The 20,912-nt window shown below is 58.9% G+C and carries 21 protein-coding genes; 12 read left to right on the plus strand and 9 right to left on the minus strand.

All coding sequences use genetic code 11. The annotated features are described in order from the left end of the window. Positions 1–9 precede the first annotated feature (9 nt). The 6 genes from IVA93_RS29190 (at position 10) to IVA93_RS29215 (ending at position 6,387) form a co-directional block, all read left to right on the plus strand. Positions 10–1,074, plus strand: a complete 1,065-nt coding sequence (locus IVA93_RS29190; protein WP_083926412.1) for a glycosyltransferase — start codon at positions 10–12, stop codon at positions 1,072–1,074. Between the two features lie 89 nt (positions 1,075–1,163). Further along, entirely contained in the window at positions 1,164–1,634 is a 471-nt protein-coding gene (locus IVA93_RS29195) for an acyltransferase (RefSeq protein WP_157642955.1), read from the plus strand. A gap of 86 nt (positions 1,635–1,720) precedes the next feature. Continuing rightward, entirely contained in the window at positions 1,721–2,497 is a 777-nt protein-coding gene (locus tag IVA93_RS29200; RefSeq protein ID WP_346659612.1) for an SGNH/GDSL hydrolase family protein, read from the plus strand. A 7-nt stretch (positions 2,498–2,504) separates the two neighbouring features. Beyond that, on the plus strand, positions 2,505–4,508 hold the full coding sequence (locus IVA93_RS29205) for a right-handed parallel beta-helix repeat-containing protein (RefSeq protein ID WP_247542923.1): 2,004 nt from the start codon (positions 2,505–2,507) through the stop codon (positions 4,506–4,508). A 27-nt stretch (positions 4,509–4,535) separates the two neighbouring features. Continuing rightward, positions 4,536–5,270: an FkbM family methyltransferase gene (locus IVA93_RS29210; RefSeq protein ID WP_083926414.1), complete on the plus strand. Its 735-nt coding sequence runs from the start codon at positions 4,536–4,538 to the stop codon at positions 5,268–5,270. Positions 5,271–5,274: 4 nt separating this feature from the next. Next, complete coding sequence (locus IVA93_RS29215) at positions 5,275–6,387, plus strand: glycosyltransferase family 4 protein (protein WP_247789291.1); 1,113 nt, start codon at positions 5,275–5,277, stop codon at positions 6,385–6,387. 414 nt (positions 6,388–6,801) lie between these two features. Here IVA93_RS29215 and IVA93_RS29220 read toward each other — a convergent pair whose 3' ends face one another. The 6 genes from IVA93_RS29220 to IVA93_RS29245 form a co-directional block, all read right to left on the minus strand. Beyond that, positions 6,802–7,473, minus strand: a complete 672-nt coding sequence (locus IVA93_RS29220; protein WP_051112994.1) for a hypothetical protein — start codon at positions 7,471–7,473, stop codon at positions 6,802–6,804. A 58-nt stretch (positions 7,474–7,531) separates the two neighbouring features. Continuing rightward, positions 7,532–9,796: a succinoglycan biosynthesis protein ExoP gene (locus IVA93_RS29225; protein ID WP_018456104.1), complete on the minus strand. Its 2,265-nt coding sequence runs from the start codon at positions 9,794–9,796 to the stop codon at positions 7,532–7,534. Positions 9,797–10,076: 280 nt separating this feature from the next. Continuing rightward, complete coding sequence (locus IVA93_RS29230) at positions 10,077–10,703, minus strand: hypothetical protein (protein WP_018456105.1); 627 nt, start codon at positions 10,701–10,703, stop codon at positions 10,077–10,079. 137 nt (positions 10,704–10,840) lie between these two features. Continuing rightward, positions 10,841–12,328, minus strand: coding sequence for an O-antigen ligase family protein (locus IVA93_RS29235; RefSeq protein ID WP_018456106.1), 1,488 nt, complete (start codon positions 12,326–12,328; stop codon positions 10,841–10,843). 28 nt (positions 12,329–12,356) lie between these two features. Then, on the minus strand, positions 12,357–12,938 hold the full coding sequence (locus tag IVA93_RS29240; protein WP_018456107.1) for a hypothetical protein: 582 nt from the start codon (positions 12,936–12,938) through the stop codon (positions 12,357–12,359). A 155-nt stretch (positions 12,939–13,093) separates the two neighbouring features. Continuing rightward, positions 13,094–14,296 (minus strand): polysaccharide biosynthesis/export family protein, encoded by a 1,203-nt coding sequence (locus IVA93_RS29245; RefSeq protein ID WP_018456108.1) that lies wholly within the window; start codon positions 14,294–14,296, stop codon positions 13,094–13,096. A 278-nt stretch (positions 14,297–14,574) separates the two neighbouring features. On the opposite strand from IVA93_RS29245, the gene IVA93_RS29250 reads away from it, so the two are divergent. The 3 genes from IVA93_RS29250 to IVA93_RS29260 all read left to right on the plus strand — a co-directional run bounded on the left by IVA93_RS29250 (position 14,575) and on the right by IVA93_RS29260 (position 16,873). Then, positions 14,575–15,096: a hypothetical protein gene (locus tag IVA93_RS29250; protein ID WP_245288427.1), complete on the plus strand. Its 522-nt coding sequence runs from the start codon at positions 14,575–14,577 to the stop codon at positions 15,094–15,096. 74 nt (positions 15,097–15,170) lie between these two features. After that, entirely contained in the window at positions 15,171–15,446 is a 276-nt protein-coding gene (locus IVA93_RS29255; protein ID WP_018456110.1) for a hypothetical protein, read from the plus strand. 146 nt (positions 15,447–15,592) lie between these two features. Next, positions 15,593–16,873: a hypothetical protein gene (locus IVA93_RS29260; RefSeq protein ID WP_018456111.1), complete on the plus strand. Its 1,281-nt coding sequence runs from the start codon at positions 15,593–15,595 to the stop codon at positions 16,871–16,873. Positions 16,874–16,883: 10 nt separating this feature from the next. On the opposite strand, the gene IVA93_RS29265 is transcribed toward IVA93_RS29260, so the two are convergent. Then, on the minus strand, positions 16,884–17,507 hold the full coding sequence (locus tag IVA93_RS29265; RefSeq protein ID WP_018456112.1) for a transglutaminase-like cysteine peptidase: 624 nt from the start codon (positions 17,505–17,507) through the stop codon (positions 16,884–16,886). Between the two features lie 192 nt (positions 17,508–17,699). Here IVA93_RS29265 and IVA93_RS29270 point away from each other — a divergent pair, with 192 nt between their 5' ends. Next, positions 17,700–18,437 (plus strand): metallophosphoesterase family protein, encoded by a 738-nt coding sequence (locus IVA93_RS29270; RefSeq protein ID WP_018456113.1) that lies wholly within the window; start codon positions 17,700–17,702, stop codon positions 18,435–18,437. Between the two features lie 13 nt (positions 18,438–18,450). Beyond that, positions 18,451–19,158 (plus strand): hypothetical protein, encoded by a 708-nt coding sequence (locus tag IVA93_RS29275; protein WP_245288428.1) that lies wholly within the window; start codon positions 18,451–18,453, stop codon positions 19,156–19,158. Between the two features lie 41 nt (positions 19,159–19,199). Here IVA93_RS29275 and IVA93_RS29280 read toward each other — a convergent pair whose 3' ends face one another. Next, the gene (locus IVA93_RS29280) at positions 19,200–19,649 is read right to left on the minus strand and encodes a hypothetical protein (RefSeq protein WP_245288429.1); all 450 of its coding nucleotides are present in this window, start codon (positions 19,647–19,649) and stop codon (positions 19,200–19,202) included. A 142-nt stretch (positions 19,650–19,791) separates the two neighbouring features. On the opposite strand from IVA93_RS29280, the gene IVA93_RS29285 reads away from it, so the two are divergent. Next, positions 19,792–20,184, plus strand: coding sequence for a hypothetical protein (locus tag IVA93_RS29285; protein WP_018456116.1), 393 nt, complete (start codon positions 19,792–19,794; stop codon positions 20,182–20,184). Between the two features lie 322 nt (positions 20,185–20,506). Here IVA93_RS29285 and IVA93_RS29290 read toward each other — a convergent pair whose 3' ends face one another. Beyond that, on the minus strand, positions 20,507–20,839 hold the full coding sequence (locus IVA93_RS29290) for a hypothetical protein (protein WP_231188852.1): 333 nt from the start codon (positions 20,837–20,839) through the stop codon (positions 20,507–20,509). Positions 20,840–20,912: the final 73 nt, after the last annotated feature.

Raw genomic sequence — 20,912 nt, forward strand, 5'->3', positions numbered from 1 at the left:
GAATTCACCATGAGACCAATCCGCGTCTGTTTTCTTATACAGGCAATGTCAGACGGTGGAGCGCAAAAGCAATGCATCTACCTTCTGAACGAGCTTCAAAAAAGAGATGACATCGAACTTCATCTCATTCATTTTTATACTGGTGTTCATGACCATCTGCTTCAGAACATAAATCTAAGGATTCATAGGCTTTCCGTTAGATCAAACTACGATCCAAGAAACATTCTGAGCTTACGCGCTCTAGTTGGAAAGCTACAACCGGACATTCTTCTTTCTTGGTTGCACGCGTGCGATGCTTACAGTTTCTTCGTTCGACTTGGCATGGCCAAGCTGACGTGGATCATGACAGAAAGAGACTCAAAGTATCCGCCTGATCTTCGCTATTGGCTCCGGCGTCGTCTCGGAGTTTTTGCTGACGGGATTATCGCGAATTCTGAGAAGGGGAGATTGTACTGGGCTGAGGCGGGCGCGGATCGTCCTTGTTTCGTGATCCCCAATATTGTGCATCCACAGGCCCTTGCCGGCAGATCGACCAACTCCAATTCCGTTATTTATGCCGGCCGACTAGAGCCTCAGAAGAATGTGCCAGTCGTTGTGCATGCGTTCTGCGTGTTGGCCGAACGTCGTCCTGACATCACGTTTACCATCCTTGGCGATGGCAGCCTCAAGAGCGAGCTCGAAGGCACAGTTTCGCGCGCTGGATTTGGCGATCGGATAAGCTTTCTTGGTTTTCGCCAGGACATATCTCCTTACCTGTCGAGGGCGGCGGTGGTTGTAAGCTTAAGCCATCACGAAGGCTTGCCAAATGTCCTTCTAGAGGCCGCCGCGGCGGGCTTGAAGATCGTAGCTTCCAACATTCCTGAACATCGGGAGCTGCTGGGGCCCGACTACCCGTTTTACGTTAAAGACCGAAATGATCCTGTTGCTTGTGCAGATGTCGTCGAAAAAGCTCTGCTACCTTGTCAGGGCAATGCTATGGAATTTGCGATATTGAGAATTGCCAAAATGACCCCCGAGAAAATTGCGACGTCATATGCCGATGTTTTCAGATCCATGGTGGGGGGCCTCGAATGAGCAGGACAAGGCGCGCGATTTCGCGCATAGTGCTGCATGCGCTCAGGATTGCGCTTGCGCCGATCGAGAACCTTAGTCCGCGGACATACATGAAACTGTACGTCCCGCTGCTTTCCGCTTACGGAATGCGTCTGACGGGTTTCCCCCGCTACATTTCTCTTAGAGCTAGATTCGACGACTTCAACTACATCACTCTTGGCGAACGGACAGTCATTTCTAAATACGTCATTCTCCTGACTCACGATTATTCATTGACTACAGCATTGGTTGCGATCGGAGAACCGCCCCCCACTGACATTGCTGTAAAGCGAGAGATAAAAATCGGCGCCAATGTATTCATCGGAATGAGCGCCGTGATTCTGCCCGGGACAGAAATTGGAGATAATGTAATCATCGGTGCCGGCAGTGTTGTGAGAGGACGAGTTCCGTCAGACTCGATCATGTTCGGCAACCCTGCCCAGAGAGCTGGCAGCCTATGCGATCATCCAGAACGCTGGAGAGAGCGCCGCGCCGCGCCTTCAGCATCCGAGGATTGGGAATTTCGGAAGGACAGAGGATGAGGGTGAAGAAGGTTGCCAGGGATAGTACACTCAGAGGCCTCATACTTTTAGCAGCACTGCCAGTTCTATCAGTCAGTGCAGTAGCTATGAATCAGCCAACAGGACGATCTAGGGAGTCCTTGCGCATTATTCTGATTGGCGATTCAACCGTAGCGCCTCAAACCGGATGGGGTAGCCTATTCTGCGCGGTCCACGTGAAGGAGGATGTCGCCTGCCTCAATCTTGCTCGAGGCGGTCGCAGCACTCGAACCTACAGAGAGGACCGCTTTTGGGACATTGTCAAAAGTGAGGTTCAGGTTTCTGGGTATCAAAAGACTTTTGTTCTGATTCAGATGGGCCACAACGATAAATCGATGGACCCTGCAGTTGGAACCGATCTCAAGAGTGAGTTTCCGAGCAATCTGCACCGATTCGTCCAGGAGCTTCGCGTGCTGGGTGCTACACCAGTAATGGTAACTCCATTAGCAACCCGCCACTTTAAGACCGGTCAGATCAACAATACTCTGCTGCCTTGGGCTGAACAAGTTGAGAAGGTGGGACGAGAGCTTAACACGCCGATCGTCGAATTGAACCGAAGCAGCGCGCTGCTCTTTCAGAGCCTCGGAGCGGTTGCCTCTGCCGAATTCTCGCAAGTAGCGCCATCCGAGCCCGAAAGGAAAGCAGCCGAGGCAGGTAGCACACTGCAGCCTCGGCTTCCGAAATCGACACCGATTACTGCTGAAGCTCCCGAGAATGATCCACGTCGAAACTATACACAAGACTATACTCATCTGAATCGAAAGGGCGCCGAGGCCATTTCCGCATTGGTCGCATCGAACTTAGCTGCTGCCATCCCCGAATTGCGTTCTCATCTAATTCCTTAGCTGCCACATGCGTAGGATGCACTTAGCTTTATTAATACTGCTTGGCAGCTGCCTCCTTTCGCAGCATACCAAGGCCAATGAGCGATCGAACGACATCAAGATATTCGTATCTCCCGAAGGGAGTGACGATGCAGATGGCCTGAGACCAGAGCCCAATCCGCTGGGGAGAGATGGGCCGCTCCGGACCATCCAAAAAGCGGTCACGCTCGTACGCGGATTGAAAGCCCATCAAACTGAGGTACGAGCAAGAGCCATCACCGTTTTTCTTCGAGGCGGTAGATACGAATTGGAGGGTCCGCTGGCTTTCGGACCAGAAGACTCCGGCTCACCTGATACCCCCATTATTTATCGCTCTTATCCCGGCGAGATAGCTCGCATCGAAGGTGGCTTGCGCCTCAAAGGCTGGCAACTTGGACACGATGGGGTTTGGTTAGTCAAATACCCCTTCTCGCTTTCGCCGGCAGGTTGCCCGCGGCAACTATTCGTTGGAGGAGAAAGACGTTATCGGCCACGCCTGCCGGCGACCGGGACGCTCAAAATCGAAAGCGTTCCAAAAGATTCGCCGCCGCCCAATGATCGCTTCGTTGCACGCCAAGGAGATTTGCCAGCGCAACCCAGAAGTTTCATCGACAGCGAGATTGTAATCTTCGATGCATGGACTGCGTCCCGCATGCGGCCGACGTCCTACGATCCGTCATCGAGACTTCTTCGGCTTTCGGGCAAGTTCGCCGGTCATGGAGTCCACCACGACATGACCGCCGGACTTCCGTACTTTATCGAAAATTATCGAGATGAACCCCTTGCCGAAAGATCGTGGCAGTGCGACATGCGCGAGCGCGAAATCAAGTACCGTCCCGCCAGCAACGACGCCTTTCCCACCGATGAAATCGTTGTTCCACGTCTTTCAAAATTGATATCCATCGAAGGGGGCAAGACCCAAAGCGTTCACGATATTCATTTCGAAGATCTGTATTTCTCGACGACGGCATGGCACCTGCCTGACGAAGGCTGGGCGGCCATGCAGGCGGAGGTTGGCCTACCGGGTGCGATCGAGATACAAAATGCGAATGCCATTAAATTCAGCCGTTTCGCGCTGGTTCATACTGGCGCTACCGGCATCCGCATTCGAGAAAATTGTTTTGATATCGAAGTCAATGAAGGCGAATTGCGAGATCTTGGCGGCACGGGTATCGCGATCGGCTCCGAACAACGCAGACCAGCCGTAGGCACACCATGGAGCGAAGGCGAGACTAGCTCATCACGAACACATGACGTGAGAATACTCAATAACCTTATTGCCTCCGTCGGTCGAATTCACTTCGCCGCGGTCGGCGTATGGATTGGCCAGGCAGACCACGTTTTGGTAGAACGAAACGAGATCCGCGATCTCTACTATACGGGAATTTCGGTGGGGTGGACTTGGGAGTATGGTCCAAGCTTGAGTCACGACAACAGGATTATCGGAAACGTAGTCTCCAACTTCGGACAAGGACTGCTCTCTGATCTAGGTGGAATCTATACGCTTGGGCGTCAAGCCAACTCGCTCGTCGAAGGCAACTTCATTTCTAAAGGCAAGGCCCGTACATATGGCGGCCATGGGATCTATGCGGATGCAGGAACAGCTGGATTTACGTTTCGAAATAATGTTGTAACGAACGTTTCGCACGCGGGTATTCATATCCATTACGGGACAGACTTGCTGTTCGAGCGAAATTATCTTCTCGATTATGGAGAAGCCGCTGTCCGCTGTACCCGCCCCTCGAAGGGCTCATCCGTCGTATTCAGAAACAATGTCCTGAGTTCGAACCGCGCGGCACCATACTTTGGCGTATGCACCGATCGATCTTACGTATTTGGAAACAACGACATCATCACTGCGAGCCCCCCACACGGATCCGACCTACCGATCAAAATTCAGGAAGCCGTCGACGAAATTCACGCGCGGGCTGGACGCAGCTCGCCAATCCGATTGACTGGAGATATACAAGATGGCCCAAGTATCGTTCCTTAGGCGGCATTTGCTGCAGGATCATAGTTGATGAGCTTCGACCTATTTGCATTACGCGCGCGAAAGCTCAGCTATGCTTTGCGGGTTCCGCTTTTCCGACGAGCACTACGCGCTGGAGTGCTGGCGGGCGTCGAGCATACCCCTGCCTTACGTCACCTCACTCCGGACTTGGTAATCGATGTTGGGGCGAACCGCGGTCAGTTTGCCCTGGTCGCTCGCCATCTCTGGCCCGCTGCTCGTATAGCATCGTTCGAACCCTTACCCGGCCCTGCTGCGATTTGCAGGTCGGTGATGGCTGGTGACGAGCGGTTTACGCTGTTTGAAGCTGCAGTATCGACGGCAACTGGGAATTCGACGATCAACGTAACCAGCGAAGATGACTCATCTTCTCTGCTTCCGCTGGGCGAGGAGCACCAGCGCCTATACGGTTCCAGAGTTGCTTCAACGCTTACGATCAAGACGGGCAGACTCTCCAGCTTTATCGCTCCTGACCGATGTCCAAAAGCATGTTTGCTGAAAATCGACACGCAAGGTTTTGAACTTCAGGTGCTCAAAGGGAGCGAGGAATTGTTTCCACGCGTTCAGCTCATCTATGCGGAGCTCTCTTTCATTGAACTCTATAAAGGACAGCCCCTGGCGTCCGAAGTGATCAGCTATCTTCATGCGATGAGCTATCAACTAGTGGGCGTATTCAACGTCGCTCACGACGGAGCCGATCGGCCGGTCCAAGCTGACATGCTATTTTCCTGCGCCGCGAAGGAATAGTGCTGTGTCAGGCCCCCAGACGCCGAGTGTAGTAGTTGTCGGCGCGCTTCCTCCCCCGATGCACGGTCAGGCGGCGGTAAATGCCGCGGTTGCTGAGAGCCTGCAAGGCCTACCGGTTTCGCTTTCCGTCATAGATACATCACCAGGTAACGCGACGAAGAGCGTTATGTATCACTTTAAGCGGATGTCTGGAGTTTTGAGGGCCTCGGTAGAACTGGCCAAGCGCAGTAATCGGCACGCAAAAACCCTATACATGCCTTTTCAGGCAGGCCACGGCATCGTTTACAATTTCTTCTTAGCTCTAATTGCACGGCTGACGGGCTTTGCAATTGTGCTGCATCATCATTCATCGGCACACACAATCCGGCGTCTGTCGGTGTTCGCTCTGCTTGCTCGGATATGTGGCCAACAAACCACTCACGTCGTTCTTTCAGACCAGATGGCGCTTGACTTGAAAGAGCACTATGGCCTCACCGAGCGAACGCTCGTCAGCAGCAATGCCTGCCACGTTCCGTCTTCTGCGCTATCGGAATCCAAGCCGATACACGACGACTTGGTCGTTGGCTTGCTCGCAAACCTCAATTCGGAAAAAGGCCTCCAGTTGGCAATCGAAACGGTAATCGACGCACGAGCGAGGGGCGCGAATGCGAAATTAGTCCTTGCTGGCCCATTGTTAGGAGCCGCGTCAGAAGAATGCGTCACCCGCGCGTCCCGCATTTTGGGCGAATCTCTGGAGGTCTGGGGACCGGTCGATAGAGTAGGAAAGGAGCGCTTCTTCAGATACGTGCATGTCTTCTTATTTCCCACCACATACCGGTACGAAGCTCAACCACTCGTAATCTACGAAGCCATGAGCCACGGTGTCCCAGTGATCTCCACGAGTGCCGGCTACATTCCAGAGATGCTCGAGCGAGTTGGGACGGTCGTCCATATTGACCAGAATATCAGGAGCCGGTTGACAGAAGAGCTTCTCAGATTCTGGAACGATCTCGATCTGCTCGTTCGCGCGTCCATCGAGGCGAAACGCGAATTCGAGAGGGCCGCAGAGATCAGCCGGACCGAGTTCGCTGAGCTATGCGTTGCGATAGTCGCAAACCGCTGCGCGCTCAGCGTATAACATACCTGAAGAATCTCACGTTCTTCATCGTTCCAATAATCACTTCGGTGTGCGTGTACGGTCGCAGGTCAACCGGCGTGCATCTATCCGAATTAAAATAGCAAGCTTTCAATTTCAGCGGCTTGGTACAGTTATTCTTCAGGCTGATAATGTGATCGTAGACGCTTGGGTCGACAATATGAGCCCGCGCTACGGCGTAAGTCTCATAACATAGTCTACCAAGCGGATCACGTACGCTTCCGCTCGGAATGTTTGGGGAAGATTCGGCAGGGCCTTGGACGGTAAATGAGGAGCTGGCCGTCCCCGGGGCGGCCGAGCTCGCTGCCGTCTGAGCATCAGCCGGAAAAATGGTGCTAAGGATTGCACAGATTCCGCAGGCTGGCAGCAACGCTCTAAGAAAATAAATACCTGTCATTACCATGGCCTATCTTCCAACTCGATGCCAGGTATCTGCATCCTATAGCCGTTACTGGACAACCACTTCGACAAGGCCTGACGCGAAATAATGTCTACAGAACCCAGCCCGTTCACAAGCCGCGCGCGGTATTGCCAACCGACCCCGGTCAGATTCAGTCCTGCATCTTCAGTAAAATCGGAGTCAACAATGCTCGCGAACTCCGCTACGGCCCTGCTTTTCTGAAGCTCGTCGAGCATCGAGAAGGCAGCAAGCGTAAGCCGATTTCGTCGCAAGGAAATCCAGCCTTCACGTGGACCTGTCGCATATGATTGATCGAGATAGGCGAGGTTCTCGGGTCCGATCCCCTCACGCGCCGTAGCCAAAGAGTAAAGCATCACCCAGAGAAATGAGTCTCCCGGGTTTACGGACAAAGATGAACGCACTCTGTCATCGGCAGCGGCCATCTCGCGATCAGCCTCACCCGGAGAACCGCGCGCCATCGCCCCCTCGGCGGCTCCAAGACCAACGAACGCCTCTGCGCGGACGAATGTAGCTTGCGTCAGTGACCTCTTGGGCTCGGATTCTATCCGCGCCAATACGTCTGCAAGCACGCCGAATTTAAACCGCCGATCAGCCATAATGCGTTCAGTTACCTCCCGCGCCGGCGCGGTGGAGCGGAAGATCGGCAAGACCGTTAGCGACCAGCAGAGACCAGCTGCCCCAAGCACGCAGAGCAGAGGCCTTGCGCTACTCCACATACCCGTACCGCGCGTAATATTTCTGGTAGTAGTAGCGACCATGGTAGGATTCATAACGCGCTAGTAGTTTTGTGTCCGCCTTGTTGAGGACGACCCCAAGAAGCTTGTCTTGGATTTCCGGTGAGCCGCGGAGATTGTGGCGAACGACATCGATCTTGGTCCTGCCCCACTCGACCACAAACACGTATGAATCGACGAAGGACGAGGTGACGCGCACGTCCACCACTGGGGCCATCGGCGGCATGTCCAGCACCACGTAGTCAAATTGCGAGCGCAGCTGGGTCACGAGCGCGTGCATCGCCTTCGAGGCCAGCACCTCGTTGGTGTGCAGCAGCTTCGAGGTGGCGCCCGCCGGCAGGATGGAGAGCTTTGTCTCGGGATCGACGACCATCGCATCCTCGAGCCGGGCCTTCTGGGCGACTACGTCGACGAGGCCGATCTTCGCATCGGGCACCAGCGCGCGCGACAGCGAGGGGTTGCGCAAATCGGCGTCGACCAGGATGACCCGGGCGCCGCCATGCGCCATCAGCTGGGCGAGGTTGGTCGACAGCGTGCTCTTGCCCTCGTTCGGCAGGGTCGAGGTGGTCGCCAGCACGCGGTTCTCGCGCACGATCGAGTTGAGGTCGATAGCTACCTTCACCGAGCGGACGGCTTCCGCAAAGCGCGACAGGGGATGCTCGACGACATAGCGCAACAGATCGGACTGCGGATTGCCTTTGCGGGCGAGCTTATTACCCCGCATTTTTTCGCGCAGTCCGGCGCTAGCGGTCACGCCGAGCGCCGGCAGGATCGCGATGCAGTTTGCACCCAGCACATCCTCGACTTGGCCTGTGGTGCGGAACACCTTGTCCGCGAGCTCGCGCGCCATCGCCGCGCCGAAGCTCAGCAGCAGCCCGCCAAGCAGACTCGCGCCCAGGATGATCAGCGTCTTCGGATAGCTCTTGATCAGCGGGGTCGTGGCAACGCTGATCACCCGAGCCTCGGTGATCGGGAACGACTGCTGCTGCACGCTCTCCATGTAGCGCTGAAGGAAATTGTCATACATCGCCTGGTAGGACTGCGCGTTGCTCTCGAGCTCGCGCAACTGCACCTGGGCCTGGTTGGTGAGCTGAGATTCCGACACAGCTGTCGCAAGACTCGCTTTGATGCTTTCTTCGCGAGTGACGGCGATGTCGTAGTCGCTCTTGTACGACTCCTGGATACGCTTCAGCTCCGCAGCGATATTCTTCTTTATCTCCGCCATCTGGCTACGCAGGTTGACGGCGGCCAAGTGATCATGGCCGTACTTCGTCGCCCAGATCGACTCCTTAGAGGCCATGTCGACATATTGCGCGCGCAGCTTGACGATGGTGTCGTTCTTCAGCGCGTCGGCGACATTGGCGTCGGGAACGTCCAGCTTCTGGATGTCGTTCATGCGGTCAAGCCGCGCCCTGGCCTCAGCGGTGGCGGCATGCGCCATAATCAGTTGACTATTCACCTCGGCCAGCTGCTGCTCGTTCATCAGCCGGCCGCCGGTGTCGACGATGTTGTTGGCGGTCTTGAAGTCCACCACCGCCCTTTGCGCCGCAGAAGCCTGGGTGCGCAGCTCCTTGATGCGGTCCTGGAGCCAGACGCTGGCGCGGCGGGTCGCCTGGTATTTCGCCTCGAGCTGGTCGACAATGTAGGCGTCAGCGATCGAGTTCGCGATCTTGGCGGCTTTACGCGGGTCCTTCGAGGTGTAGCCGATCTCCATCACATAGGTGAGGCCAAGCCGCTTGATGGTGCGGTTCTTCTCGAATCGTTCCAGTGCCTTGCGGGTCTGCTCAAATTCAGACGCGGGACGCCCATCGGAGAACAGGTCGCCAACGAAATCGACGATAGCGCCGAGCACGCCTCCGCCGGAGCCGGAGAACTCGGGATCCTCGATCAGGTGCAGGTCGCGGATCACGGCGAGGCTGATATTCTCGGATTTCAGGATCTCGACCTGCGTTTCCACGGTTGCGGAATCCACCGCGATGTCGCCGAGGATCGATTGCTGCTGGAACAGCTGCACCTTGCGGGTGTCGATCACCATTGAGGCGGTGGAGGTGAATTGCGGCGCGGCGGTGAAGAGATAGAGCAGCGCCAGGATCACGCAGGCCGAGACGATGACGACGATGGTCGGGGATTGCCGCCTGATAATCTCGACATAGGAGGTGAGCGTTTGCGTCGGCGAATGTTCGGCCTCGGCGTAGTCGCGGTTGATCTCCGACGAAGGCTTATTCACCTGCAGCATTGTGCAATTCCCAAAAGCAATCCGTTAAATACACTGGGATTGGAAGTCCGACATCGCGGGCGCAGCGTTTCGCAAAGCGCTCGCACAAGAAAGAGACCGCACGCCAGAATAGCACGGCCTCAATGCAACCAGAACCGGTTTGATGCAGCGCAATGCGCCAAGCCCCTGTCAATTCACATGAAGCTTAACGGCCGAAATGCAAAACGGCGCGATGAAGCGCCGCTTTGACTGGATCGCGAATAAGGCGGCCAGGAGGCTTTCGGCCTCCGGGCAAATACGGTCAGCGCGTGCTGATGCGATTGGCAGCGTTGGTGGTGCCGGCCACGCCGCCCGAGGCGGCGCCGCCATTGACCTGGTTCGCGTAGTGCAGGCCGCCGAACGTGCTGGTGGTCCCGCCCTGTCCGCCGTTCGCAAAACCGCCCGCTCCCGTAGGCCCGCCCGCTCCGGAGCCGCCGCCGCCCGCGCCACCGCCGGCCGCCGCGATCGCGACGTCGCCGGTTGCGGCCTGGTAGGCTGCGATCACGTCCGGGTTGTTGGTGCCTGCGATCGCCGCCTGGATCTCAGCGGCGAAAGCCTGGTCGCTCGCCGCGGCCATGCGGGCGAGCTGGGCCAGGCCAGCGGTGATCGCGCGGATCTGATCCTTGGTGGTCGCGGGATCCTTGAGCAGGGCGATCAGGGCCGGAACCGTGGTCGGATCAGACGCGCCGAGATCGCGCACGCGCGAGATCAGCTGCGCACCGGCCGGAAATTGCGTCAACAGCGTGCCTGGTGTCGCCTTGAACTCGGAAATGACCGTGGCCGGCAGCTGGCGCTGCGGCGGATAGACGGCGGCGCTCGCGGCGCTCGAAATCGTCGCGGCCAGGGCCGCGGCCGCAGCCATGCGAAGCGCAATCTTGATAACGCTCATAATAAACCTCCAAAAAACGTCTGCCCACTTGACGTCTCGGCCCGGGCAAGTGGCTGTGTAGTGCCGGAACCTAGCGGAAGAGTAAACCGCTGTCCACTTATTCTAAAGACTTCGTAAACGGCGCAACTGCTTCAAAACTAGACAGTTTTGTGAAGCTCGCGGGCGCGGCGCAGGCCTCGCGCAGGCGGCGTCCGGCGCCCCTTCTGGTCCGATGCGGCGATCGCCTCGCCTTGCGCCCGCGCCGGCTCGCGGATGCGGAACGATTGCGCCAGCCCCGCGCCGAAAAGCGCAAAGAACGGAATGGAATAGCCGGGGATCTGGAGCGTGAAATCCAGGCAGGAATGCAGCAGCGACAGGCTCGCGGTCGCCGCCGCCGCCAGCGGGATGATGGCGTCGCGCCGCCGGGCGAACACGCCGCGGCCCAGGATCACGAACATGACCGCCCATGCAACCGCCACCAAAAGCGCCATGGGAATGCCGACGTCGGAGGCGAGCTCCAGCGGCGTGGAATGGGCGATATCCCAGATTCCGCGAATCGAGATGTTGGGGCTGCGGTAGGGCGGGAAGGCCCATTGGAAGGTGCCCATGCCGGTCCCGAACCAGGGATTGTCGGCGATGATCTTGAGCGTCGATTTCCAGGCCTCGATGCGGCCCTCGTCGACCAGGCCCTGGCTGTCGAACCGGCTGGAGACGCGGCTGCCGAGCAGCTGCATCAGGCCGAGCGCCACCACCAGGCCTGAGCCGAGCGAGATCCAGATTCCGGTCCGCGGCGGCAGGTCCTTGCGCAGGAACACGGTGAAGGAGACGATCATCGCGAGCAGCGACAGGCTGACGCCGGCGCGCGAGCCGGTCATGAACATCGCCATCAGGCAAATCAACAGCGCTCCGAGATGCGGCAGGATCTGGCGCGGCGGGATCTCGGCCACGTCGCGCGACACGCGCTTCCACTCGATGTGCCGCTCGGGCAAGCGCCGGCGGACATCCTCCAGGATCAAGAGCATCCAGATCACCGCGCAGGACCCGAAATAGGCGGCGGCCGTGTTGCGATTGATGAAGGTGCCGGTGACGCTGCCCATATAGGCCGTCTTGTCCCGCCACAGGATCATGGTGGGCTCGATCAGGAACGAGGCGACGCCGTAAAGCGCGTAAAGGCTGCCGGAGACGGCGATGACCCAAACCAGACGTCGGGCGCGCTCACGCTCGGCGCCGACGGTAATGCCGAGGAGGATCGCCAGAATGTTGGCGAGTGGCGCACCCAATGCGAAGAACGCCTCGTTCTTGACGATGGATGCCGACGGCGCAATCGGCACGCCCAGGAGTTCGGACGCCTGCTTCCAGATCGGATTGAACGGCGCGATCCAGGGATGGTCGGACAGCTGCTCATGCAGCACGAAGGCGTATCCGGCCACGATCAGCCCGATGCCCGCGATCATCCAGAAATGGGGCCGGCGCAAGTCGCGCGTCGGCGCCACGATCAAGGCGAGGCCCAGGCAGAGGCACCAGAACCCGATCGAGAGGTCGTTGGTCGAGCCGAACGGGAACGGCGCGCCGGCGGCGACGAAGAACAGGATGAAGGTCGCAGGCCAGCTCCACGACCAACTTATACGGGGAAGCGGAAAGCGCATCGTCGGTTCGCCGGCCTTGGCTCTAGCTCTAGAGGAAGCAATCGATCGGATAGATCTTCAGATCCACATTCAAGCGGCTGATCCGGGTCTGCGCCCGAAAACCGTAGAACAGCCCAAGGTTATCACTCCCCTGATCGAGCTTTATTCCAGGGGTTAATTCGTCGGGTGGCACCAGATTGCCTATGTGGCGATTAATGCCGGATATCTCGATACGCCCCCCCTCCTCGCCGAAATGCCCGGCGAGTCGAGTGACCGTCACCTTGGGCAAGCCCCGCCGCTGATGGCAGACCTCCTCCTCCCATAGCTTTGTTTGTGGGACGAGAGGTTTGCCCGCTCCTTCAGGCACAACGATATCCGAGAAGGAGGGGTGCAGCATCCCGAAGAACCGGCTCTCCTTGGAATTCGCCGACAGGCGCACTGTGAATGAAACTTCTCCCTTGGCACCCCGAAGGCGCTGAAAGATCGGCGCGTCGGGCTCGGCAGAGACCACGACATCGATCCGGTGGCGTACTCCGAACTTCCCCGCCGCAGCGGCAGCCTGCTCGAGCAAAACAGGACCCCCGATGATGAGGGTCAGAAAACACCAGAATGCTCGTCGTCGAAAGCGCATGACGCCCCTCGCAACACTGCGGGGTGACCGATGACCGGCGCGCCTTGCTCAGTGGTGCCTTGATCCATAACCCGAACTGCGTCGCCTTCGCTAAACGAAATGGCACCGGGACAAAGCCCCGGTGCCATCGTTTCGTGGATCAGGTTGGCCCCGCCTTACGGCGCCAGCTTGATGTTGTTGCGGAAGATCAGGGCGTCGTTGGAGAGGTTCACGGCATCGCTGCCGGTCGCCATGATCACTCGCAGGAACTGCAGGAACTTGGCAGTTTCGACGTTGCGCGAGTTCGAGACATAGAGCACGTCGCCATTCTTCATCATGACCTTGGTGGCGAGGAAGAAGCCACCCGGATCGCGGAAGTTCACGTTGAAGATGACCGGGATCGTCTCAGAGGTGTACTTGCTGACGTCGATGCCAAGCTGGGCAGCAACCTCACGCGGCTCGCGGCGATAGAGATACACCGCAGCCGGATCGGCTTGACCATCGAGGAGACCACCGGCCTTGCCCACGGCTTCGCCGAGGTTGATGCGCCAGGCGTCGAAGTTGAACTCGCCGCTCTGTCCGCTGGCACCGAACGCCAGGAACTTCTGCTGCTCGCGATAGACGTAGACGCTGTCGTCCGGACGAACATAGATATTGTTCTCCGGGCTCATGACCAGATTCTCGAACGGCACGGTCGCCCGCTTGCCGGCACGCTCCAGCATGACCCAGGTCTCGAAGCCCTGGCCCTTGATGCCGCCAGCGCGGGTGATCGCGTCGAGCACCTTGTCCTTCGCACCTGCCGCACTCGCCGGATAACGCGCCGGCGCGTTGACCTCGCCGAGCACGCTGATGAGCTGGGTCCGCTGCGAGGACATCGCCACCACGACCTGAGGCTCAATGGCGCGGTTGGAGATCTTCTCAACGATAGCGCGCTGAATTTGTACGGCCGTGAGACCGGCCGCCTTGACCTGGCCGGCGTAGGGCACCGTGATGAAGCCGTCGTTGTCGACCGACTGATCCGGAATGGTGACGAAGTTGCCCGGACGGACGCCGGCTTCCGCCGGGATAAACAGGCCGCCCGCCGCGGCTTCGAAGATGGTAACCGCAACAACGTCGCCGATGCCGAACACGATGCTGGCAGGCGGACGCCGGTCCGTGAACACCCCGGCCAGCCCCTTGGGCTCATGGGTGTGCAGGATCTTCACCGTGGCTGGATTGAGCGGCACCAGCTCATAGGCCGGTGCATTCTCAGTCTGGATCTTGTTGTTAACGTCATCCGTTAACGGTCCGGAGCCTGGATTGGTGGAGCAGGCGCCAAGCGCCAGTGCCACGGCCAAAAACACGGGCTTGAATAAATAGGTCTTAGCAAAGGAATGCATCAACGCGGCCCCAATCGTCCCAATTACCTCAAAGTGGTACGGGCTAGCGGACGGCGCGACAAGGGTTCCAGGCCGAAACCGATGGTTAATGGCGCAATGAATCCGCCGGTGTTGCGCCCGCGCCACTACTTCGGAACCCCGCTAACCCTTTGTGACTGTTTGTTGTAATTCGTGTGCCTGATCGGTAGGCAACCGCTCAACCGATGGGCGAGGCGTTCTCACACCCGCGTATGTCTGGTATTGCTCCGGCCGTCTCATGAGGAGTTCCGGCGTTGCTCTTGTCGATTCTTTCCCTTGCGCTGACAGGATGGTTGCTCGCCGGACCGGGATACGACCCCCCGGGGCGCCCCTTTATTGAGATCGCAGGCCCATCCTCCTCGATTTGGAAATTCGCCCGCACCCAAGGCCCCAAAGAGGGCGAGAGCTTCGCTTCCATTTCCAAGACAGCCGAGACGATGCAGTCTGACCCGGAGTTCGCCGGCCTGATCGTCCGCTGCGCTCCCAAAGGCAAGATCGACGTGTTGGTGGCCTTGATCCGCCCCTTCCCGCCACGGAGCCGCCCCAAGGTCACGATCGCCTCCGCTACGGGGGGCACCGTGACGGTCGAAGCCAGCATGGCAGCGGCCGGGGCCGCAGTCCTGTTACCGGACGAGGTCTCAGCCTTTGCCGCCGGAAAGTGGCAGACGACGCCCTCGCTTTCCGTGGTGGTGAAGGAAAGCGACAGCGAGATCAAAGGCGTGGTGGCCCTGAACGGGCTCCGCGAAGCCTATAACTCGCTGCAGGCAAGTTGCGGCCAATAGACAAAATTTAGCCATACGACTTAAGGGTCTTTTTAGGGTGCGGAACCTAAGGTCCGGAGCACGGAGTGTTTCGGATGACCGAGCTTTTGATCTTCAGCTTTCTGGTGGGCGCAGTTCTGGGCCAGCGTTTTCGCGTCCTGGTGCTCCTGCCGCTGACCTTCGTCATGCTGCTCGCTGCGATCCCGGTCGGCTGGATCGCCAATCTGGGCTTTCTTGACGGCCTGAAGGGCGTCGTGTTCGCGGCCATCGCGCTCCAAGCCGGTTATCTCTTTGGCTCGGCCACCCGCTTTGCTCTCGCCGCTGGTCGTGCCGCTCGCGTGTTTGCCCGGCCGCTCAAGACCGCCCGCTGACCTCTGTGGCCGCCTGACCCCCCGCAGGCGACGCTCCGTTGATGTGAGGTGGGGCTGGGAGCTGTTGGCTGCAGAGCTCTGTTTGAAAACCAGCCTCCGGCTTGTATGGTGGCCTGACCCTTTCAGGATTCCTTCCAGGCGCACGTTTGTCCTTCGCTTATTTTGCCCTCATCGTTTGCCTTGTTTCTGCATCCGCTCTCGACATTGCCGGCGCCAAATTCGGCGTACAGCTCGGGATGACGGCTACGGCCCTGGGGCTATTTGCAGCGGTCTTCAGCGCACGAAAGGCCGACTACGAGCACTATCTGCGTGCCACGGTCTGGGGCCGTTGGATCCTGATCGGCATTCCCCTTTGTATCGCGGCTCAGCTGGTGCCGCTGTGGCTGAGTTGGGCGCATCCGATCTGGGCGAGCAGCCACGATGCTCTGGCTGGCCTGTCGCTTGGGCCAGTGACGGCGGATCTCGGCCTCACCCTGAATGCGCTGTTTCAAGCCCTCGCAGCGATCTCGTTGCTCAGCGTGACCATCGTCGTGGTCCGTGACCGCAGCCGTGCCGAACTGGTGCTGTTCGTGCTGAGCGGGGTAACAGCGGTGTCGGCTCTGACCTTGGATTTGCGTCCGTTCTCATCCGCCCTTGCAACCGCCGTTCCTTCCGACCTGGCGACAACGATGGCCGGTCTTGGCGTCATGCTTAATATAGCCGTCATGCAGCTGGCCGCCGAGCGGGCCGAAACGCGCCACTCGGTCGTTCGGTCGGTCGCCATCGGCCTTTGCGGCCTTGGGGGCGCTCTGGCCAGCGCGGTTGCGGTTTTTGGCTTGTCGGGGACGAACAGCGCGATCGCCGCGGCCTTTGGCCTCGTCTTGATCTTGCTGATCCTTGTCATTCGAAGGATCGACTTATCGCCGTTGGCCGCAGGCGCGCTGTCCTTAGCCGCGCTGGTCGGAGCGATCATTGTCCTGAGCTTCTTGTTCGAAAAGAATGCAGGGCCGATTCTTTTGCGGCTTGTCGCGGATGTGGGGGCCGAAACCAGAGCCGCGCTGGAGCGAATGTTGGCCGACACCAGGTGGTTCGGTGCGGGGGCAGGCACCTTTTCTGCCGTTGGCAGGATCTACCAAAGCGATGCCGGCGCGGCTTTGATGGCGCCCTCGACGGCTTTTGCCATCTTCGCGGATACCGGATGGGTCGGTTTTTCCGCCGCGCTGCTGGCGGGCATGATGGCTTTGGGCCGCTTGTTTTTGGGGGCTTTGCAGCGCGGCCGCGACTCGTTCTTCCCTGCGGCGGCCGCGGCCTGCCTTGTCTTCGCGTTGGTTGAGAGCTTCGCCGGTTCAGGACTGCTGCATCCTGCAGCAATCCTTTGCCTGTCAACGATCGTGGGACTCGGATTGTCCCAAAGCGTCACCCAGTCCTCACGAGGCACGGGTCATTAGTCGTTCGTCGTTAGACGTCGCGATCAGCCAGTGACGCCCAGTAGGTCGGGTTCTTGGGCATTTGGATGCGGACCCACCGGTAGGACTTCTTCGACCACGGCAGGATGTGCCCGGTGAGGTTATCCAGCACGAGATCGCCGGAGAACGTGCGCACCACGACCACGAGGTGATGCTCACCCCAGCTCGTCACGACCTCGCTGAGCAACACCGATCGCGCCGGGAAGCCCTTGGCAATCAGATCGTGGCGTTTTGTTACGGCATAGTCGTTGCAGTCGCCGCTGGTGGGATGCAGCAGCCACTTCTCGCCGCGCAGCCCCTCCAAATTGGGCTCGGGTCGGATCGCGCTGTTGACCCGCCGATTGACCTCCTGAAGCTGGGCCATGCGCTCGGCCGTGAGCTTGAGACGTCCGCCCCTGAACACGATTTGCTGCGGTCGCGGCTTACACTCGCCCTCGTACTTCAGGCAAAAGAGCGTGAAAGCCATCGGCGCTAGGGTCGGCTGGTCGAACTTGATGTACTGGATGGCGCCGCGCAACGCCGACGGCGCACCGACAAAGGCGGCCTCGGCCTTGTGTTGAGCCGCCCCAGCTAACAGAGCGGCGGCAATCGCCAGGAACTTTAAACTCTTGCGCATGTCGCGCTCCCCATTTCTTGTTGGGGAAACGCTACGGGACACGTCTTGAAATCCGGCTCAAAAGCCGAGCGATCCTTTAATCAAAACCGCTGCGACTCCGTCAGAAACAATTAAGAATACCGATGCGTAACTTGTTCTGCTATGAGCGACCATGCCCTCCATTCATGACGCCAGACCCGATTCGACCAGCTGATGGGCCTTTCCAAGCGTTTTCGTAAGAACGTCAAGCCGCGGCTCCCCGACGGCGTGAGGATCTATGCCATCGGCGATGTGCATGGACGCGCCGACCTGCTTCAGTCGCTCTTAACTGTCATCGACGCCGACCTTGCCCGCTCCGCTCCCGAACGAGCGATTCAGGTCTTTCTTGGCGACTACGTCGACAGGGGCCCGGACTCGCGCGCTGTGATTGATCTCCTGATCGAGCGCTCGAAGTCGCATGAGACAGTGTGCCTCAAGGGCAATCACGAGGTGTTCCTGCTCGAGGTCCTCAAGGACCCGGCGCGCCTGGAGGAATGGCGTCGCTACGGAGGCCTGCTGACCCTTGTTTCATACGGCATCAACCCGACGATGAATCCGACGCCGGAGCAGCAGATTGAATTGATCGAAGGGTTGAGGCAGGCGCTTCCGCCGGAGCATCTTTCGTTTCTTCAGCAGCTCCGCCCGTCCTTCGCGTGTGGCGACTTCTTCTTTGTGCACGCCGGCGTCAAGCCGGGCGTAGCCCTGGAACGTCAGAAGGAGGAGGATCTGCTCTGGATCCGCGAGGAATTCCTCGAGTCCGAAAGACGCTTCGGCAAATATGTCGTCCACGGCCATACCCCGGTCAGCGTCCCGGATATCCGCTCAAACCGGATCAATATCGACACCGGCGCTTACGCGACCGGCAACTTGACCTTGCTCACGATCCAGGGCGATAGTCTGCTCGCAATTTAGGACTTTTGCAGAGTTGCTGGCCAACTCCTGCCCTTCCACACGGGCATCGAAATTCATCATGAGCCGCATGACCTTGCTTCGCATCATTGGCGCCTGCATCGCAGCGATGTTGCTGCTTGACGCAGCGTTGGGGTTTTACGGCGATCTCACGCGGTCGAACTTTCGGGCGAGCGATTTGTTCTTGGGCGAGTTTCCGCCCGAGAAGGTCAACGTAGCCGCTTCGGGCGTTCTGGCGCCCCTTTCATTCGACGGCGACTTGCTGGCGAATTATGCGGCGGCCAAAGCCGCGGATTTTCTTCACCGTCCTGCAGCCGATGTGAACAGCAGGGCCGCCGAGAACAAGGCGGCCCAGGACGTCGTTGTTGCGGCCCTGAAAGTATCGCCCATCCGGCCCGCGCTTTGGCTCACGCTCGGCACGCTGAAGACGCAGGCGGGTGAGCTGGCGACGCCTGCAGTGAAAATGTCTTACCTGGCCGGCGCGGTGCCGATCGCCGTTGCCTTCGCACGGCTCCAAACCGTCACATCGAATGCGGCAGCAGCCGACGAAGAGATCAAGCTGCTGGCGCAATCGGACGTCCGCGCGGCGCTTGCCAACCGCTCTCGCTACGAGCAGCTCCTGATCGCAGCCTACCTGCAGGCCACGCCGCAAGGCAAGTCGCTGCTTCTGGAGGCCACGCAGGGGATCGATCCCAAGTTCAATCAGATTTTGCGGCGGTACTGACGTTCGAGCGCGAGTTAGCCTGCTGGCTTGCAGTCAATTTTTCAGCGCGTCGCTTTTGGTGCGATCGGCACGAAATCCTGCTCACGGCGCGGTTGATCCGGTCGCCCCTGGTAGACGAACATGCCCTTCTTGGTCGAGACGATGTCGCCGCGCTGCAGGCTGTCGTCGTTGAGGAGGCGTTCGGTCGCGACAAGGTCCGGATCCTCCGGGACCGGTTTATAGAGCTCTGGATGGTCCCGCCGCTCGCGCGAGAGCTGCTTGGCTCGTCGCCGCGCATCTTCGATACGCTGACGCCACTCGTCACGGCTGACTTCCGGCTCGCTTGGTGGCAGATAGTCGCTGACCGAGGGCTCCGGTTCGGTCTGCGCAAAACGCGAGGGCGGATTGGCGAGACCGAAGTCGATTGCACCGGCAACGGTCAGGACCACTCCGGCCAGCTGCCCAAGCCGCCTGGCATGAGCTAGAAAGGTGTGAGGTCGCGCGGTTGGCACGCTGTAACTCCAGGGCAGAGCGAGAAGAACGAGCAAGGGCCGGAAACTTCTCGTCCATTCCCTTCAATCTATACGTTTGCCGATTGCACGAAAGCCAAATCGCGGGCAAGCTTCGTGCTTTAGCTCGCGAGGATATTGACCAGTGGTCCGCAACGTTACTTTCCTGGTTCTGGTGATCTTTTTAGGCACTCACTTTGCGACAGCAGGCCAGATCGAATACCCGCAAGTGATCCATACGCAATATGAAGCCGTCGATCAGAAGACCGGGGGTCACTTCGTGCTGTGGTCGGAGCGGGAAAAGATCTTCTATGGCCTGGACCAGAAGCTTTTCCCGGGAGCTCGGTTTGTCGACATCACCCAGGTAACCCCAAGCGTGGGTTCGATCACACTGACCTATGTCGAGGTGCGGACCGTCAGCAGCACGACGTCGGACTATCTGTATCTGGCGGGAAATGTCCGCTTTCGCGTCAGTGGGATGGCGCTCAAATCCAGCAACTTCCCCACCGGCGGCGGAATGACACCCAACGTACAGTAGCCAGACTAACGCCTGCTCGACCCACTAGTCCGCGTTCTGTTGCCGTAATAGGGGCGCGCGCGCCCTCCACTGACCAGAGGCGGCTGAATCTGGCTCGGAATATTCCGCGTAGCCGTGCTCGGCGCGGGCTGCGAGGGATTGACGATAATTACATTTCGATCGGGGGTCGATGGATCATTGACCCCCTGGGCGCGAGCGCTGAGGGCCCACGTGCTTGCCGTCACAAGAAGCGTAAACGCGGTCAGGACTAATCGTTTCATAAGATGTCTCCCAAGCGAGAACATCGGGAGGCGATCACCGTTCCTTCACGGTTGCTTGGTCGTCATTGCCGAGGCACGGCGATCAACTTGCCGTCTCTCCAGACCCCCTGAGCCGCCATCCCGCTCGGCAGCTTGCCCGGCGCCAGGTTTCGGGTGGCGGTGGGTCGTGAGGCGCTCTGGGCCGTTTGGGTTTTCTTCGTAGGGGTGGTCACGATGCTGGTGCTCGTCAAATTGGCTTTGTCCTTGGTCCCTTGTGCAAAAGAAGGTTGCACCAGGAGAGCCACAAACGTGAGTGCTATGAAACCGTCGCGCATGATCAAAATACCGGAAAGAGGAGCTCGTCGAACTGTCACAGCTTTCTGCCCAAAAGCAAGCCCCCGAAGCTGTTCGACCATGGGCTCTTGCAAGGCTGGCGATCAGAGCGGCTTTCGCCGAGATAGGATTTTGACGCGGAAAAGCCTAGCGAAA

Origin of the sequence: Bradyrhizobium sp. 155 (assembly GCF_023101105.1) — a bacterium.
Lineage (GTDB): Bacteria > Pseudomonadota > Alphaproteobacteria > Rhizobiales > Xanthobacteraceae > Bradyrhizobium > Bradyrhizobium canariense_D.

Excerpts from the sequence above, each read along its gene's own strand:
- IVA93_RS29190 (WP_083926412.1), top strand. The coding sequence starts at position 10 with ATGAGACCAATCCGCGTCTGTTTTCTTATACAGGCAATGTCAGACGGT.
- IVA93_RS29210 (WP_083926414.1), top strand. The coding sequence starts at position 4,536 with ATGAGCTTCGACCTATTTGCATTACGCGCGCGAAAGCTCAGCTATGCT.
- IVA93_RS29225 (WP_018456104.1), bottom strand. The coding sequence starts at position 9,796 with ATGCTGCAGGTGAATAAGCCTTCGTCGGAGATCAACCGCGACTACGCC.
- IVA93_RS29290 (WP_231188852.1), bottom strand. The coding sequence starts at position 20,839 with ATGGTCGAACAGCTTCGGGGGCTTGCTTTTGGGCAGAAAGCTGTGACA.
- IVA93_RS29265 (WP_018456112.1), bottom strand. The coding sequence starts at position 17,507 with ATGCGCAAGAGTTTAAAGTTCCTGGCGATTGCCGCCGCTCTGTTAGCT.
- IVA93_RS29230 (WP_018456105.1), bottom strand. The coding sequence starts at position 10,703 with ATGAGCGTTATCAAGATTGCGCTTCGCATGGCTGCGGCCGCGGCCCTG.
- IVA93_RS29270 (WP_018456113.1), top strand. The coding sequence starts at position 17,700 with ATGGGCCTTTCCAAGCGTTTTCGTAAGAACGTCAAGCCGCGGCTCCCC.
- IVA93_RS29245 (WP_018456108.1), bottom strand. The coding sequence starts at position 14,296 with ATGCATTCCTTTGCTAAGACCTATTTATTCAAGCCCGTGTTTTTGGCC.
- IVA93_RS29195 (WP_157642955.1), top strand. The coding sequence starts at position 1,164 with ATGAAACTGTACGTCCCGCTGCTTTCCGCTTACGGAATGCGTCTGACG.
- IVA93_RS29200 (WP_346659612.1), top strand. The coding sequence starts at position 1,721 with ATGAATCAGCCAACAGGACGATCTAGGGAGTCCTTGCGCATTATTCTG.
- IVA93_RS29205 (WP_247542923.1), top strand. The coding sequence starts at position 2,505 with ATGCGTAGGATGCACTTAGCTTTATTAATACTGCTTGGCAGCTGCCTC.
- IVA93_RS29255 (WP_018456110.1), top strand. The coding sequence starts at position 15,171 with ATGACCGAGCTTTTGATCTTCAGCTTTCTGGTGGGCGCAGTTCTGGGC.
- IVA93_RS29235 (WP_018456106.1), bottom strand. The coding sequence starts at position 12,328 with ATGCGCTTTCCGCTTCCCCGTATAAGTTGGTCGTGGAGCTGGCCTGCG.
- IVA93_RS29240 (WP_018456107.1), bottom strand. The coding sequence starts at position 12,938 with ATGCGCTTTCGACGACGAGCATTCTGGTGTTTTCTGACCCTCATCATC.